Source organism: Agromyces sp. NPDC056965, assembly GCF_042673425.1.
Lineage (GTDB): Bacteria > Actinomycetota > Actinomycetes > Actinomycetales > Microbacteriaceae > Agromyces.
The window spans coordinates 1-14,523 of sequence record NZ_JBHURI010000094.1; the positions used below are offsets into that span (position 1 = coordinate 1).

General features: G+C 73.7%; 15 protein-coding genes. 7 read left to right on the forward strand and 8 right to left on the reverse strand.

What is annotated here, in order from left to right:
* Positions 1 to 50: 50 nt before the first annotated feature.
* The 3 genes from ACFTQE_RS17725 to ACFTQE_RS17735 form a co-directional block, all read right to left on the reverse strand.
* Complete coding sequence (locus ACFTQE_RS17725; protein ID WP_376926310.1) at positions 51 to 1,625, reverse strand: DEAD/DEAH box helicase; 1,575 nt, start codon at positions 1,623 to 1,625, stop codon at positions 51 to 53.
* Positions 1,626 to 1,929: 304 nt separating this feature from the next.
* A complete protein-coding gene (locus ACFTQE_RS17730; protein ID WP_376926311.1) occupies positions 1,930 to 2,559 on the reverse strand; it encodes a DUF1684 domain-containing protein in 630 nt (209 codons plus the stop codon).
* Positions 2,556 to 3,101, reverse strand: coding sequence for a hypothetical protein (locus ACFTQE_RS17735; protein WP_376926312.1), 546 nt, complete (start codon positions 3,099 to 3,101; stop codon positions 2,556 to 2,558). The genes ACFTQE_RS17730 and ACFTQE_RS17735 overlap by 4 nt, the downstream gene beginning before the upstream one ends.
* A 100-nt stretch (positions 3,102 to 3,201) precedes the next feature.
* On the opposite strand from ACFTQE_RS17735, the gene ACFTQE_RS17740 reads away from it, so the two are divergent.
* Positions 3,202 to 4,455, forward strand: a complete 1,254-nt coding sequence (locus ACFTQE_RS17740; RefSeq protein WP_376926313.1) for a hypothetical protein — start codon at positions 3,202 to 3,204, stop codon at positions 4,453 to 4,455.
* A gap of 111 nt (positions 4,456 to 4,566) precedes the next feature.
* On the forward strand, positions 4,567 to 5,139 hold the full coding sequence (locus tag ACFTQE_RS17745; protein WP_376926314.1) for a hypothetical protein: 573 nt from the start codon (positions 4,567 to 4,569) through the stop codon (positions 5,137 to 5,139).
* 51 nt (positions 5,140 to 5,190) lie between these two features.
* Here the strand turns inward: ACFTQE_RS17745 and ACFTQE_RS17750 are convergent, their stop codons facing one another.
* The 3 genes from ACFTQE_RS17750 to ACFTQE_RS17760 all read right to left on the reverse strand — a co-directional run bounded on the left by ACFTQE_RS17750 (position 5,191) and on the right by ACFTQE_RS17760 (position 7,737).
* On the reverse strand, positions 5,191 to 5,802 hold the full coding sequence (locus tag ACFTQE_RS17750) for a CGNR zinc finger domain-containing protein (protein ID WP_376926315.1): 612 nt from the start codon (positions 5,800 to 5,802) through the stop codon (positions 5,191 to 5,193).
* A gap of 81 nt (positions 5,803 to 5,883) precedes the next feature.
* Complete coding sequence (locus tag ACFTQE_RS17755) at positions 5,884 to 6,381, reverse strand: SprT-like domain-containing protein (RefSeq protein WP_376926316.1); 498 nt, start codon at positions 6,379 to 6,381, stop codon at positions 5,884 to 5,886.
* A 117-nt stretch (positions 6,382 to 6,498) separates the two neighbouring features.
* Positions 6,499 to 7,737 carry a PQQ-dependent sugar dehydrogenase gene (locus ACFTQE_RS17760; protein WP_376926317.1) on the reverse strand — a complete coding sequence of 413 codons (1,239 nt, stop codon included), beginning with the start codon at positions 7,735 to 7,737 and terminating at the stop codon, positions 6,499 to 6,501.
* Between the two features lie 49 nt (positions 7,738 to 7,786).
* On the opposite strand from ACFTQE_RS17760, the gene ACFTQE_RS17765 reads away from it, so the two are divergent.
* The 3 genes from ACFTQE_RS17765 to ACFTQE_RS17775 are packed head-to-tail and all read left to right on the forward strand — an operon-like array spanning position 7,787 to position 10,061.
* The gene (locus ACFTQE_RS17765) at positions 7,787 to 8,563 is read left to right on the forward strand and encodes a LamB/YcsF family protein (RefSeq protein ID WP_376926318.1); all 777 of its coding nucleotides are present in this window, start codon (positions 7,787 to 7,789) and stop codon (positions 8,561 to 8,563) included.
* Entirely contained in the window at positions 8,560 to 9,192 is a 633-nt protein-coding gene (locus ACFTQE_RS17770) for an allophanate hydrolase subunit 1 (protein ID WP_376926319.1), read from the forward strand. Before ACFTQE_RS17765 ends, ACFTQE_RS17770 begins: the two co-directional genes overlap by 4 nt.
* Complete coding sequence (locus ACFTQE_RS17775) at positions 9,189 to 10,061, forward strand: biotin-dependent carboxyltransferase family protein (RefSeq protein ID WP_376926320.1); 873 nt, start codon at positions 9,189 to 9,191, stop codon at positions 10,059 to 10,061. Before ACFTQE_RS17770 ends, ACFTQE_RS17775 begins: the two co-directional genes overlap by 4 nt.
* 89 nt (positions 10,062 to 10,150) lie before the next feature.
* Here the strand turns inward: ACFTQE_RS17775 and ACFTQE_RS17780 are convergent, their stop codons facing one another.
* Positions 10,151 to 11,005, reverse strand: coding sequence for a spermidine synthase (locus ACFTQE_RS17780; protein WP_376926321.1), 855 nt, complete (start codon positions 11,003 to 11,005; stop codon positions 10,151 to 10,153).
* 59 nt (positions 11,006 to 11,064) lie between these two features.
* Positions 11,065 to 11,817, reverse strand: coding sequence for a spermidine synthase (locus ACFTQE_RS17785; RefSeq protein ID WP_376926322.1), 753 nt, complete (start codon positions 11,815 to 11,817; stop codon positions 11,065 to 11,067).
* Positions 11,818 to 12,045: 228 nt separating this feature from the next.
* Here ACFTQE_RS17785 and ACFTQE_RS17790 point away from each other — a divergent pair, with 228 nt between their 5' ends.
* On the forward strand, positions 12,046 to 13,239 hold the full coding sequence (locus ACFTQE_RS17790; protein WP_376926323.1) for an ROK family protein: 1,194 nt from the start codon (positions 12,046 to 12,048) through the stop codon (positions 13,237 to 13,239).
* Positions 13,233 to 14,462: a Gfo/Idh/MocA family protein gene (locus ACFTQE_RS17795; protein ID WP_376926324.1), complete on the forward strand. Its 1,230-nt coding sequence runs from the start codon at positions 13,233 to 13,235 to the stop codon at positions 14,460 to 14,462. The genes ACFTQE_RS17790 and ACFTQE_RS17795 overlap by 7 nt, the downstream gene beginning before the upstream one ends.
* The last annotated feature ends 61 nt before the right edge of the window (positions 14,463 to 14,523 follow it).

Here is a 14,523-nt window from a genome sequence, read left to right on the forward strand (position 1 = left end):
CGAGAGCTCGTCGGGGCCGTTCAGCGTCTGTGCCGGGCAGGGGCAGCGGGTCAGCCCTGTGCGCGGCGGTTGCCGCGCGAGTTGCCCGAAGGCGAGACGAGGCTGCCGACGCGCAGCGGGGCCTTGCCGCCGGAGCGACCGTTCGTCGAACGCTGAGCGCCCGTCGTCTGGGCGCCGCGGCCTTGGCCGCCGCCCTGCTTGGGCGCGTTCGCGCGTGCCTCGGCGGGGCGACCCGAGCGGTCGCGACGGGGTGCGCCGGCGACATCCGCCTGGCCGCCGTTGCCGCCGCGGCCGCGACCGCGGCCCTGGCCGGAGCCCGTGCGGGCCTCGCCGCTCCGCTCGCCGCCGCGCTCGTCGCGAGCGGCGCGCTTGCGCTGTGCGTTGGCACCCTGCGAACGACCGCCGCCGCCCTGCGGCTGGGCCGCGGCGCGAGGCGCGGGCTTCACGTACGGCGCGACGTCGCCGACGAGGGCGGTGACGGCCGGCGAGGTCGCGGTGACCTGCTGCGGCGTGACGGTGATCGCGGCCTTGCGGAGCAGGGTCTTCAGGTCCTGCTTCTGCGCGGGCAGGCTGATGGTGACGACGTCGCCCTCGCTGCCGGCGCGGGCGGTGCGGCCGGAGCGGTGCAGGTACGCCTTGTGCTCCATGGGCGGGTCGACGTGGATCACGAGCTCGATGGCGTCGACGTGCACGCCGCGAGCTGCGACATCCGTGGCGACCATGACGTTGGCCGAGCCGTCGGAGAACGCGGCGAGGTTGCGGTCGCGCTGCGGCTGCGACAGGTTGCCGTGCAGGTCGACGGCGGGGATGCCCTGCTCGGTGAGCTTCTTCGCGAGCTTCTTCGCGTGGTGCTTCGTGCGCATGAAGAGGATGCGGCGGCCGGTGCCCGAGGCGAGGGCCTTCACGAGGTCGTTCTTCGCGTCGACGTCGGCGACCTCGAAGACGTGGTGGGTCATCGCGGCGACGTGCGAGGTGGCCTCGTCGACCGAGTGCAGCACCTCGTTGTGGAGGAAGCGCTTGACGAGCTTGTCCACGCCGTTGTCGAGCGTCGCCGAGAAGAGCAGGCGCTGGCCGTCGGAGGGGGTCTTGTCCATGATGCGCGTGACGACCGGCAGGAAGCCGAGGTCGGCCATGTGGTCGGCCTCGTCGAGCACGGTGATCTCGATCGCGTCGAGCGTGACGAAGCCCTGCTTCATGAGGTCTTCGAGGCGGCCGGGGCAGGCGACGACGATGTCGACGCCGCCGCGCAGCGCCTCGACCTGGCGCTTCTGGTTGATGCCGCCGAAGATCGTCGTGGTCTTCAGGTCGTAGGCGGCGGCGAGCGGTGCGAGCACCGCGTCGATCTGGGTGGCGAGCTCGCGGGTCGGGGCGAGCACGAGGGCGAGCGGGCGGCCCGGGCGGCGACGGCCGCCGGCGAGCGAGGTGCCGAGGCGCGCCACCATGGGCAGCGCGAAGGCGATGGTCTTGCCCGAGCCGGTCTTGCCGCGGCCGAGCACGTCGCGTCCTGCGAGCGTGTCGGGCAGCGTGTCGACCTGGATCGGGAACGCGGTGGTCTTGCCGTCGGCGGCGAGGGCCGCGACGAGTGGGGCGGGCACGCCGAGCGTGCTGAAGGTGATGTCGGTCACTGGTGCCTTTCAGGGCAGAGCACACCGCAGGATCGAGGTTTCCGTGAACGGAAGGTGAGACCCGGCGGTGGGTATTGGCGAAGGCGCCGGTCGGCGCATCCGTTCGCCGTATGAGAGTCACGGACCCCTGTGCGATTTCATGTCAGAGCGCACAGTGCCCGGAAAGCGTTTCTACGACGCAGGCGGCGCGTTCATCGCGCACGCCGAGGGACAGTCTAGCGGATGACCCGCTGTGCACCGCCTGTGCATGCCGGAACCCGCCCCTCGGAGGGCGCGGAGACGGCGTGTTCCCGCGGGGATGGCGTCAGCGCGGCATCCGCTCGCCGACCGGCACCTCGTGGCGCAGCGTGTTGCCCGGCTGCGCCAGCGGGCACGACCACGACGGGTCGTACGCGCACGACGGGTTGTAGGCGAAGTTGAAGTCGAGGATGAGCGAATCGGGCTCCGCGCCGGGTCCGAGATCGGCGCCCTTGACGGTGTCGAGCAGGTAGCGCCCGCCGCCGTAGGTGCCGCCGGGCGCACCGGCGAGGGAGTCCTTCACGGGCACGAAGAGCCCGCCGCCGTAGCTCGTGAGGCGCCACACGTCGAGCGGGCCGAGGGAGGGCACGCGCACCTCGCCGACGAGCGAGAACGGGATCGCCCCGTCGGTCGCGCTGTCGACGACGAGCCGCATCGGCTCGGCCGGCCGACGCACCTCGAGTTCGAACCGCCAGTCGGGGTCGTACCTCGCGACGGTGAGCCCGGTGAAGCGGGCGCGGTCGTCGGGCAGCAACGGCGATTGCGGATGCCCCGCGAAGAGCTCGTCGCGTGCCGACTTCCAGAGCTCGTGACCGGCTGCGGGCGAGTGCACGCTGAGCTGGCGCACGCCCGAGTAGAGGCCGAAGACGCGTCGGCGCCAGTCGGCGAGCTGCAGGGCGGCGATCGAGTCGGTCATGCTGGGGCCTCCGCTCCGCCGGTGCTCCCGGCCGGCTCCGTCGCCTCGGCATCGGCGGTGCCGGGCGGATCGAAACTCCACGTCGGCGCGAGCTGGCGGAGTCGCATGCCGCGCCACTGCCAGAAGGCCCACGTCGGATACCAGGCGAGTGCGTCGAGCGCACCGGCCGTCGCGCGCAGCTGGTCGCGATAGAGGGTGCGTCCGTCGGGCAGCGCCGAGACGGCCATGCGATGGTCCCACTCGTCGAAGGCGGCGAACACGCCCGTGTCGGCGCCGCCGCCGTCACGGAGCATCCGCACGCCCTCGGGCAGGCCCGCAGGGCTCGTCAGGTCGACGCGCTCCTCACCTGCCGGGAACCGGCGGAACGCGAGCACGCGCAGCCGGTGCTCGCCGTCGGGCCACGTCGTCGGCAGGCCGCCCGGCTCGAGCGACTCGAAGTCGAGCCACGGGGCGACGACCTCGCGCAGCACGGCCGGGCTCCGGAGCGCCCGCCATGCGGCATCCGGAGTGCAGTCGAGCGTGAGTTTCAGGAGCACCCGCATGAGCCGACGGTAGTGCGGTCGGATGCCGCTGCCAAGCGCCGCGCCGGATTCGGAGCCGGTACTCGGCGTGGGCGGACCCCGAACGCCTAGACTCCGGCTCATGCCCGACGGTCTCTGGTGGTTGCCCTCCCTCCTCGTCTTCGCCGCTGCCGCGGCGGCGCTCGTCGGCGGGGTCGTGGCGCTCCGGAGGGGAGGCGCCCGTCGCGAACGCACCGCGCTCGCCGCGGGGGCCGAGGCGGAGGTGCGCGCCAAGGGTCTCATCGTTCGCGCCGACAACGCCGTGCGCGACGCCGAACGCGAGCTCGCCTTCGCCGAGGCCCAGTTCGGCGTCGACGAGTCGCGTGCGTTGCGCGGGGCGATCGACTCGGCGCGCGCATGGATGCGCGAGGCGTTCATCCTGCAGCAGCGGCTCGACGACGCCGAGGTCGACACCGCCGCCGAGCGCCGCAACTGGACCGTGCGCATCGACGGGCTCTGCACCTCGGCGATCGGCGCGCTCGACGACGCCGAGTCCGCCCTCGCCGGCCGTCGCCGCGTCGAACGGGGCGCCCATGCCGAGCTGCCGGCACTCCGTTCGCAGGCCGACCGGCTCGCCCGGCGGCGCGTCGAGGCGGAGTCGACGCTCGGCCGACTCGCGACCCGCTTCGCGGAGTCGGCGCTCGCCACCGGGCGAGGCGCCGAGACCCGGGTCGTCGCGGCGCTCGCCGCCGCCAAGGTGTCGCTCGACGAGGCCGAGGCGAAGCTCGCGCGCGCCGAGCCGGCGGCCGAGCTGCTCGGCGCGGCCGGCGACGGCCTGGCGCGAGCGGGCCGCGACCTCGACGAGATCGACGCGCTCGAGCTGGCGCTCGCGAAGGCCCAGTCGGATGCCTCGGAGGAGGCCGCCGCGCTCGACGGCGAACTCGTGGCCGCGAGGCGGGAACGCGACGCCCAGGAGGATCCCGACGCGGCCGAAGCGCTCGGCACGGCGATCGGCATCGGATCGGGCGCGATGGCCGATCGCGCTGCGCTCGCCGGGGACCCGTTCAGCGACCGGGATCGGTTGCGCGCGTGCCGCGACCGGCTCGAGGTGGCCCGCGCCGCGGCGCGCAACGCTCAGGGCAGGCTCGACGGCGCGCGAGGCGCGCTCGGCGGCGCCATCGCGATCGCCGAGAGCCAACTGCGGGTCGCGCGGGCCGCGATCGAACGCGGCGGCCATCCCGTCGGCGCCGATGCCCGCACCCGGCTGGCCGAGGCCGAGCGCCAGCTCGTGATCGCGCACCAGGAGCCCGACCCCGTCGCCGCACTCGACGCGGCGCGACGGGCGACCTCGCGCGCGAGCGATGCCGAGGCGCTCGCCCTCTATCGCGGGCTCTGAGGCGGCGGCGTCGACGCGCGGGCGCGCGCGGGCTCGGCGATCCTCGGCGACGTGGCGACGTGGCGACGTCACACGGCGCAGCGCGACGTGTGCACCGGATAGCCTGTGCGGGTGAACGAGCAGAGCCCCGATCCCGCCGCCCAGTCCAAGTACCAGGTGCGGTTCGACTGGGGCCGTCGCGGCGCGGAGCGCATCACCGATGGCGTGCACCTCGTCGTGTGGGTCGACGTGCTGCCCGGTACCGGTTCGTTGCCCCGGACGACGATCGTCGGCCTGGCACCGCACGGGGCCGCGGTGCTCGAGGCGGGCCTCGTCGACGCGTCGGCGACCGCACGGTGGATCCTCGCCGAGCAGGAGCGCCTGGGCGAGCGGGCGTACATCGCGATCGTCGCGGCAGGTGACGCCGAGACGGGCTGCGCCGCCGATGACCTGCTCGCTGCCGGTGCCGTGATCGACGCACTCGCCGCGCTCGGCATCGACGACACCTCGCCCGAGGCGGCGGTCGCCGCAGCTGCGTTCGGCGGCCTTCGCCGCGCCGTGCGTCACCTGACGTCGGCGTCGGCCTCGGGTCGTGCTGCGGTGGCAGCCGGCATGAGCGCCGGTGAACTGCACGATGCGGCGGCGCTCGATGCGAACGACACGGCGCGGGTGCTGAGGGCCGGCGCCGTGGCAACCGCCGGCTGAGGCCCGAGCGGCCGCACGGCGGTTCGCGTCCGCGCCCGACCGGGGTTCGGCTCAGGCGGCCGTGCGCTCCGCCTTGCGCGCGCGGTGCGCGCGCACCTTCGCACGGTTGCCGCAGCGCTGCATCGAGCACCAGCGGCGGCTGGCGGCGCGCGAGGTGTCGAGGTAGACGACCTCGCAGTCGGCGCTGGAGCAGCAGCGAACGCGTTCGGTGTTGCCCGGCGAGAAGAGGTCGACGGCGTCGCGAGCGATGGTCGAGAGCGCCTGCGCGACCGTCTGCACCGAGCGCCCCGCCTGGCGGGTGCCGCCTGCGAGCGCCGGGGGAACGTCGGGCGTCGCCGCGTAGAGGTTCACGAGGTCGATGTCGGCGGGCCGAGCCGGCTGGGCGTCGCTCACCGCGACCGCCATGCGGCTGATCGCGTCGCGCAGGGCGATCGCGTCGAAGAGATCGCGTGAGCGCGCGGCACCGACCGCGACGGGGAAGCGCTCGTGAAGCCAGCGCGTGAGGTCGTCGGGCGCGTGCAGCTGCTCGTCGGTGCGGAGACCCCCGATCTGGCCGGTGTAGGCGAAATCGAGGGCGAACGAACCCGAATCGAACCACCAGCGAACGCCCTCGGCGGTGGTGATCCACTGCCCGACGGGAATCGAGACGGTTGAGACGGGCACGCCACCAATCTAGCCGGTGACGGAGGTACCGTCCGACGGTGCGACGGGGTGCGACGCGTGCATGCGCGCGCCGGCATATCCTCAGCCGGTCGCGGCGCTCGCCGCCCTGCGGCGCACGGCGGCGGTGATCTCACGGCGCCGCCACACGATGAGGTTGGCGCGGTCGAAACCCCTTCGGCACAGCCCGCAGCTCAACTGCCGTTGCGGCTCGCGGTACCGGAAGTGCTCGTGGCCCGCCGGGCAGCGCCCGATCCATGGTGCGAGCTCGTGGGCGACCTCGCCGTCGTGGGTGCGCTGGCCGACGTAGCCGAGGTCTGCGGCGACCGAGGCCCACTTCGGACCGTGCCCGGCGCGGGGGCCTGCGAGTGCATGGGCGACCTCGTGCAGCAGGATCTGGTGGATCTCGTCGTCGTCGTAGCGCGCCGCGAGGTAGCGCGACACCGAGATGCGCTTCTCGGTGTAGTTGCAGAGGCCCGCGCGCTTCTTCGCGTTGTCGAACGCGAACGTCCACGTCGCGGCGTCGAGGTGCAGCACGATGAGGGCTTCGGCCCATCGTCGCACCCGCTCGAGATCCGCCATGGAACCGAGAATAGACCCGACGGGTGTCACCGGCGAAGAGGCGGTGACCCCCGATCGGGTGCAGGAATTCGCGGGCGCCATCGGCCGGCGGCAGGTCGGCGTCCGGGGAGCCCTGCGTCAGCCGCCGGCGGCGAGCGGCACCCGATAGAGCCGGTCGTCGCCGTCGCGAGGGGAGCCGCGGCCGTCGGTGTTGTTCGTGATCAGCCAGAGCGAGCCGTCGGGAGCCGCGGCGACATCGCGGATGCGGCCGAGCTCGTCGGCGAACCACGATGTCGCGGTGAGGGCGCCGCCGGAGGTCGCCGGGGCGATCGTCCAGAGCCGCTCGCCGCGCAGCGCCGCGAGGAAGAGGGTGTCGCCGATCACCGCGAGTCCGCTCGGGCTCGCCTCCGACGTCGACCACTGCGTCACTGGGTCGACGAATCGCGGATCGCCCGCGACGCCCTCGACGATCGGCCAGCCGTAGTTGGCGCCGCGCGAGATCCGGTTCAGCTCGTCCCACGAGTTCTGCCCGAACTCGGCGGCCCAGAGCTCTCCGTTCGCATCCCACGCGATGCCCTGCGGATTGCGGTGCCCGAGCGACCACACCGCATTGCCGTACGGGTTGCCCGGCGCTGCGGCGCCGTCGGGCGTCACCCGCAGGATCTTCCCCGACAGCGAGGCCGGATCCTGCGCGGCATCCCGGTTGCCGGCGTCGCCGCTCGTGACGTAGAGCAGGCCGTCGGGACCGAAGGCGATGCGGCCGCCGTTGTGGTTCGCGCCGCCGCGGGGGATGCCGGTGAGCACGGGTTCGGGCGCGCCGAGCGCGAGCGAGCCCGGCCCGCCCGTGAGGGGCATCCGCACGACGCGGTTGTCGGAGTCGGCCGTGTGATAGGCGTAGACGCGGTCGGGGCGCGCGCCGTCGCCGGGCAGGAACGCGAGCCCGAGCAGCCCGCCCTCGCCGCCGGCAGCGACGCCGGGCACGGTGCCCGCCACGCGATGCGAACCGTCGGCCAGCACCTCGACGATGTCGCCGCGATCGCGTTCGCTGACGAGCACGCCGCCGTTCGGCAGAACGAGGATCGACCACGGCGCGTCGAGCTCCGCGGCGATCGACTCGGGTGCACCCGACGGCTGCAGCACCGGCGGCGGGGGCACGGGAGTCGCAGGCGGGGCGGTGGAGGGCGACGGGGAGCTCGGCAGCGGCGTCGGAGTCGGCAGCGGCGGATCGGCCGTGCACGCCGCGAGCGCGATGAGGGCGAGCGAGAGCACCGCGCCGGCAACGGACACCGCGCGCGCGACGGGCCGGGGCCGCGGCCGTCGCCGAGCGCCGATGTCGTCGACGGCGTCGCCGCCGTGCGGAACCCGAGTGCGCGCCATCCCGTCCTCCTCACCCCAGTGTGCCCCGACTCCGCGCCAGAATGGGAGCATGCCCGCCGAGAACGATGCGAACAGCATCGACCTGAACAGCGACCTCGGAGAGTCCTTCGGGGCATGGAGACTCGGCGACGATGCGGCGATGTTCGCCCTCGTGTCGAGCGCCAACGTCGCGTGCGGGTTCCACGCGGGCGACGCGGTGACGATGCTCGCGAGCGCCCGGCTCGCAGCGCAGCACGGCGTCGCGCTCGGCGCGCACCCCGGCTACCGCGACCTCGCGGGGTTCGGGCGGCGCGCACTCGACACGAGTCCGGTCGAGATCGCCGCCGAGCTCCTCGCCCAGCTCGGCGCCCTCGACGGCGTCGCCCGCGCCGCCGGCACCCGCGTGCGGTACGTGAAGGCGCACGGCGCCCTCTACCACCGGCTCGCGGTCGATGAATCCGCAGCCCACGCCTTCGCCGACGCCGTCGCGGCCTTCGACCCCGCGCTCACCGTGCTCGGCCAGCCGTCGGGTGCGATCGTCAGGGCAGCGGATGCCGCGGGCCTTCGCTACGCCCGCGAGGCCTTCGTCGATCGGGGCTACGTGGCCGACGGTTCGCTCGTGCCCCGACGGGAGCCGGGCGCCGTGGTCGCCGATCCCGCCGCGGCATCCGATCGGGCGCTCGAGATCGTCGAGACCGGAGGCATCACCGCCGATGACGGCAGCCGGGTCGAGCTCGGTGCCGATTCGCTGTGCCTGCACGGGGACACGCCCGGCGCCGTCGCGATCGCACGCGCGGTGCGCACGGCGCTCGAGGGCGCCGGGTTCGAGATCGGGGCGTTCGCGTGAGCCGGCGGCTGCTGCCGAGCGGCGACTCGGCACTGCTCGTCGAGTGCGACAGCCTCGACGAGGTGCTCGCCCTGCACGATGCGCTCGCGGCGGAGCCACCGGCCGGGCTCGTCGAACTCGTGCCCGCGGCGCGCACGATCCTCGTCGCCGTCGACCCCGAACGACTGCCGCTCGAGTCGGCGGCGACGTGGGTGCGGCGCATCCCGGCCGAGGCCGCAGCGCGATGGACGGGCCATGCGGCCGACGAGGTGACCGTCGACGTCGTGTACGACGGCGACGACCTCCGGAGCGCCGCAGCACTCCTCGGCGTCTCGATCGAGGCGCTCGTCGCCCGGCACCAGGCCATCGAGTGGCGGGTCGCGTTCATCGGCTTCGCGCCCGGGTTCGGCTACCTCGTGAGCGACGACTGGCCGTTCGAGGTGCCGCGGCTCGATGCGCCGCGACCTCGCGTGCCCGCCGGCGCCGTCGCGCTCGCCGGTGCCTTCGCGGGGGCCTACCCGCGTCAGAGCCCGGGCGGCTGGCGATTGATCGGGCGCACCGACGCGGCGCTCTGGGATCCGGCCGCGCCGTCGCCGGCGCTCTTCGTGCCCGGGCGCCGGGTGCGATTCAGGGACGTCGGTCGCCCATGAGCTTCACGGTCGAGGCGAGCGGCCCGCTCGCGCTCGTCGAGGACCTGGGCAGGCCGGGGCTCGCGCACCTCGGGGTGGCGGGGTCGGGCGCGCTCGATCGCGGAGCCCTCGCCCTCGCGAACCGGCTCGTCGGCAATCCCGACGGTGCGGCGGGCCTCGAGCTCCTGATGGGCGGGTTCCGCGCGCGATTCGGCGCGGAGACCTGGATCGCCGTGACGGGTGCGTGGGGGCGCGTCACGCTCGACGGCCACCGGGTCGCGCCGTACACCGCGGCTCGCGCCGTCGCCGGGTCGGTGCTCGAGATCGGGCCCGCCGATCGCGGTGCCCGGTACGTGCTGGCGGTGCGCGGCGGCATCGACGAGCCGATGGAGCTCGGCTCCCGCTCGCGCGACACGCTCTCGGCGATCGGCCCGGTGCCGGTGGCCGCGGGGCGCGTGTTCGAGCTCGGCCCGGTGCCCGCGGCATCCGTGCCCCTGCTCGATCGCGAGGCCGCCTTCCCGCCGCCGGCCGGTGCGGTGACGCTCGCCCTCCTTCCCGGGCCGCGCGCCGACTGGTTCACGGATGCCGCGCGCATCGCGCTCTTCGACGCCGACTGGCGCTTCTCCGAGCAGGCCGACCGCGTCGGTGCACGGCTCGTCGGCCCGGCGCTCGAGCGTCGCGTGACCGGCGAGCTCGCGAGCGAGGCGACCGTGCCCGGGTCGATCCAGGTCGCGGGCGACGGCCGGCCGACCATCCTCCTCGCCGACCGCCCGGTCACGGGCGGCTATCCCGTCATCGCGATCGTCGCGCCCGCCTCGCTCGATGCGGTCGCCCAGCTCCGCCCCGGCCAGGAGGTGCGGTTCCGGCACGCGCGCTCCGGTCGGGCGTGATCGGCGACCGGCACGGGATCGCATCGATCGGCTGCGCTCGCTCCGGGTTCGCGGCGAGCTCCGGCACCGTGGCGGGTTCCCCGCGGGCGTCAGGGCTTCGAGAGGAACACCGAGCGCGCGGGCGGGGGCGACGGCACGGCCGTGGCGTCGGTCACGACGGGAGCGCCCGCGATGAACCGGCGGAGCTCATCGCCGTCGACGAGCTTCGCCGGCGACGGGTCGCTCGCGAGGCGGCGGGGCAGGCCCGCGAACGGCAGTTCGTCGTGAGAGGCGTACATCACGACGTTGCCGAATCGGCGGCCCTTCAGCATCGACGTGTCCGCGGCGATCGCGAGGTGCTCGAAGACGTGCGAGAGGGTGGCGGCCTGCGATCGGGCGAACGCGAGGCCGGCGCCGTCGGCGACGTTGACGGCGACGATGCCGCCGGGCGCGAGACGCGGCGAGACGAGCCCGTAGAACTCGGCGCTCGTCACGTGCGCGGGAGTGCGAGCCCCGGAGAAGATGTCGACGATCGCGATGTCGACGGCGCCGTCGAGTCCGGCCGGCAGCTTCGCGAGCACCTCGCGGGCGTCGCCGTGCCGCACGCGGACCTGCGCACCGCGGGGGAGCGGCAGGTGCTCGCGCACGAACTCCACGAGGTCGGACTCGAGCTCGACGACCTGCTGCCGCGAACCCGGTCGGGTGGCCGCGACGTAGCGGGGGAGCGTGAGTGCGCCGCCGCCGAGGTGCACGGCCGTGATCGGCTGCGCCTCGGGTCGCACGAGGTCGACCGCGTGTCCGATGCGCCGCACGTACTCGAAGCCGAGCCAGTCGGGGCGTTCGATCTCGACGTGGGACTGCGGGGTGCCGTCGACGTACAGGGTCCACGAGCCCGGCGATTGGCGCGACTCCTCGAGCCGGGCGAGGTGGCCGCTGACGGCGAGGCGACGTTCGAGCTCTGACACGGATGCCACGCTACCGCGCGGTCCTGATCGTGCCGCGCTCGCCGGGAGGACGGCTCAGCTCAGCAGCCGCCCCACAGCACGAAGTCGAGGCGGTCGCCGTCGAGCACCTCCGCCGGATGCGGACCGTGGGCGAGCAGTCGCTCGCGCAGGCGGGGCGGCAGGCCACCCGGTGCCGCGACGAGCACGGCGTTGCCCTCCTCGGCGCCCGAGAGCACGCTCGGGTCGCCCGCGACGAGGAGCGTCGCGGCGGGGGCGGCTCGGGCGATCGCGCGCGCCTGCCTGCCGAGCCGGCCGAGGCCCGCGGCGTCGGCCACGTTGACGGCGAGCACGCCGTCGGGCGCCAGGAGCCGGAGGCATCTGCTCATGAAGTCGACGGTCTCGACGAACGCCGGGGCCTGCAGGCGCGAGTACAGGTCGACGATGACGACGTCGAACGGCCCCTCGACCGTCGCGATGACGGATGCCGCGTCGCCGACGACGACCTCGATGGGCGCCCCCTCCGGCAGCGGCAGCCGTTCGAGCACGGTGTCGAGCAGTTCGCGATCGAGCTCGACGACGAGCTGGCGCGCACCGGGGCGGGTCGCGGCGACGTACCGCGCGAGCGTGAGGGCGCCGCCGCCGAGATGCAGCACCCGCAGGGGCGCACCCGGGGAGCCCGCGGCATCGATGACGTGGCCGATGCGCCGCGTGTACTCGAAGAACAGGTGCGTCGGGTCGAGCGGGTCGACGTGCGACTGCGCCGTTCCGTCGACGAGCAGGGTCAAGCCGTGCTTCGAGAAGACGTCCGCCTCGAACTCGATGTGCAGCGCCATGCCTGCATCGTGTCACGCATCGAACCGGTGGCGGTCGAAGTGCGCAAATCTGAAACCATCTTGCGTTTTTTCCGCGACTCCTCGGAGCGCGGGTGTCTTCCGCCGAAGAAAGTGTTTGACAGACATCCGATCACTGTGCTTCACTCAACCCCAAGCTATTACGCAAGCCGCTTGCGAAATAGCAGATGCGCCGTGGCATGCACCATCGGCGAACCCGAAGGAGCAGCGATGGAGCCCGGCACGTACGAGCACCGCATCAGTGCGCTGCGCCGATCGAACACCGCACGCTGCGCCCTTCACCTGCGCGACCAGGGCCCCGCCGCCGTCTCCGAGCTCGCCAGGGCCACCGGGCTCTCGCGGCCGACCGTCGAGGCGGCGCTCGCCGACCTCGTCGCCCGCGGACTCGTCGCGACCGACGAGACGAACGGGCACCGCGGCGCAGGCAGGCCGGCCCGGGTCTCCCGCTTCGTCGGCGGCTCGGGCTACGTCGCCGGCGTCGACGTGGGCATCGCCGGCATGCGGGTCATCCTCGCCGACCTCGCGGGCACCGTGGTGGCACGGGTCGAGCACCAGGGGCCGGTGCCGAAGGACGGCAAGGTCCGGATCGAGGCCGTGCGGGTGCTCGTCGCCGATGCGCTCCGCCTCGCCGACGCGCCCGCCCATCGCCTGATCTTCGCCCACATCGGCGTCACCGGTCTCGTGCGCGCCGACGGCCGCATCTGGATCTCGCACGGCTTCGCGGACTGGGAGGGCGTCGACGTCGGCGGCAAGCTCGCAGCGCTCCTCGGATGTCCCGTCACGCTCGACAACGACGTGAACCTCGCGGCGCTCGCCGAGCAGCGGCTCGGCTCGGCTCGGCTCGCCGACGACATGATCTTCCTCCTCATCGGCAGCCAGATCTCCGCGGGGCTCGTGCTCGACGGCCGGCTCCGGCGCGGCAGCCACAACGCCGCGGGCGAACTCGGCGACGCGAGCCTCCGGGTTCCCCTCGACGACCGCGGACACATCGTCTGGCGGTCGGCTCCGACCGCGCGCGGGGTCTTCGAGCTCGCCGATGCCGGCGACGCCGACGCCCGTGCCGAGGTCGACGCGTTCATCGCGGGCATCGCCGACACCGTCGTCGTGCTCGCCCAGACGATCGACCCCGATCTCGTCGTCATCGGCGGCCCGATGTCGCGCGCCGGCGACCGGCTCGTCGCGCCGCTCAACGCAGCGGTCGCCGAACTCGTGTCGCTGCCGTTCGCCCCGACCATCGTCGCCTCGCGACTCGGCATCGACTCGATCGCGTTCGGCGCGCTGTCGCGGGCGTTCGACCTCAGCTCGGAGCTCGTCTACGGAGTCCACGAGGTGCCCATGCCGGCACTCCGCCGGCCCGACGGCGGCGACGCTCTCGATTCCAACGGAAAGGACTTCGAATGGTGAACATCGACGGGCCGGAGCGTCCGCTCCGACTTGCCGTGATCGGATGCGGCGCGAGGTCGACCCTCGCGCAGCACGCCTCGGCCTCGGGCCTCGGCGAGATCGTCGCACTGGTCGACCCCGATGCGGCCGCGATCGCTCGTGGCCGTGCAGCGCTGTCGGCGACCGCCGAGGCGTTCGCGAGCACCGGCGAGCTGCTCGCCTCCGGGCTCGACATCGACGGGGCCTTCGTGCTCACGCCCGACGACACGCACGCCGAGGTCTCCATCGACCTGCTCCGTGCGGGTGTCGCGGTGTACGTCGAGAAGCCGCTCGCCACCACCACCGAAGACGCCGACGCCGTGCTCGAGGCCGCGATCGACGCCGGTGCGAAGCTCTACGTGGGCCACAACATGCGTCACATGGCCGTCATCCGCACGATGCGCGACGCGATCGCGCGCGGCGAGATCGGCGAGGTCAAGGCGGTCTGGTGCCGTCACTTCGTCGGCAACGGCGGCGACTACTACTTCAAGGACTGGCACGCCGAGCGGGCGAGGTCGAACGGCCTGCTCCTGCAGAAGGGCGCGCACGACATCGACGTCATCCACTGGCTCGCGGGCGGCTACACGACCCGGGTGGTGGGAATGGGCGGCGACACCCTCTACGGCGGCATCGCCGATCGGCGCGACAACTCCGATCGCACGATGCCCGAGTGGTTCAGCCTCGAGAACTGGCCGCCCCTCGCGCAGCGCGAGCTCAACCCGGTGATCGACGTCGAAGACCTGTCGATGGTGCTCATGAGCCTCGACAACGGGGTCTACGCCTCGTACGAGCAGTGCCACTACACGCCCGACTACTGGCGCAACTACACCGTCATCGGCACGAAGGGACGCCTCGAGAACTTCGGCGACACCGACGGCGGCGTCGTGCGGGTCTGGAACGAGCGCCACGTCTACCGGCCCGAGGGCGACCTCGAGCACCCCATCGTCGGCGACGAGGGCGGACACGGCGATGCCGACTTCCGCACGGTCACCGAGTTCCTCCGCTTCGTGCGCGAGGGCATCCCCACCGAGACCTCGCCCATCGCGGCACGCCACGCGGTCGCGACCGCGGCCGCGGCGACGGACTCGCTTCGAAACTCATCGGCCCCCCGCGATGTGCCGGCGCTGCCCACGGGCGCCGTCGGCTACTTCGAAGGGGCCGGGGACCCGGTCGGCGCGGCGCACACCGGGGCCACCGGGGGGTGACGTGGGACCCGGAATGACCGGCCGCGCGGTCTCTTGTACACCTCTCCGGGCCCCCGGGACA

Coding starts and splice junctions, on each gene's coding strand:
- ACFTQE_RS17730 (WP_376926311.1), bottom strand. CDS start 2,559: ATGACCGACTCGATCGCCGCCCTGCAGCTCGCCGACTGGCGCCGACGC.
- ACFTQE_RS17735 (WP_376926312.1), bottom strand. CDS start 3,101: ATGCGGGTGCTCCTGAAACTCACGCTCGACTGCACTCCGGATGCCGCA.
- ACFTQE_RS17740 (WP_376926313.1), top strand. CDS start 3,202: ATGCCCGACGGTCTCTGGTGGTTGCCCTCCCTCCTCGTCTTCGCCGCT.
- ACFTQE_RS17755 (WP_376926316.1), bottom strand. CDS start 6,381: ATGGCGGATCTCGAGCGGGTGCGACGATGGGCCGAAGCCCTCATCGTG.
- ACFTQE_RS17760 (WP_376926317.1), bottom strand. CDS start 7,737: ATGGCGCGCACTCGGGTTCCGCACGGCGGCGACGCCGTCGACGACATC.
- ACFTQE_RS17765 (WP_376926318.1), top strand. CDS start 7,787: ATGCCCGCCGAGAACGATGCGAACAGCATCGACCTGAACAGCGACCTC.
- ACFTQE_RS17775 (WP_376926320.1), top strand. CDS start 9,189: ATGAGCTTCACGGTCGAGGCGAGCGGCCCGCTCGCGCTCGTCGAGGAC.
- ACFTQE_RS17785 (WP_376926322.1), bottom strand. CDS start 11,817: ATGGCGCTGCACATCGAGTTCGAGGCGGACGTCTTCTCGAAGCACGGC.
- ACFTQE_RS17790 (WP_376926323.1), top strand. CDS start 12,046: ATGGAGCCCGGCACGTACGAGCACCGCATCAGTGCGCTGCGCCGATCG.
- ACFTQE_RS17795 (WP_376926324.1), top strand. CDS start 13,233: ATGGTGAACATCGACGGGCCGGAGCGTCCGCTCCGACTTGCCGTGATC.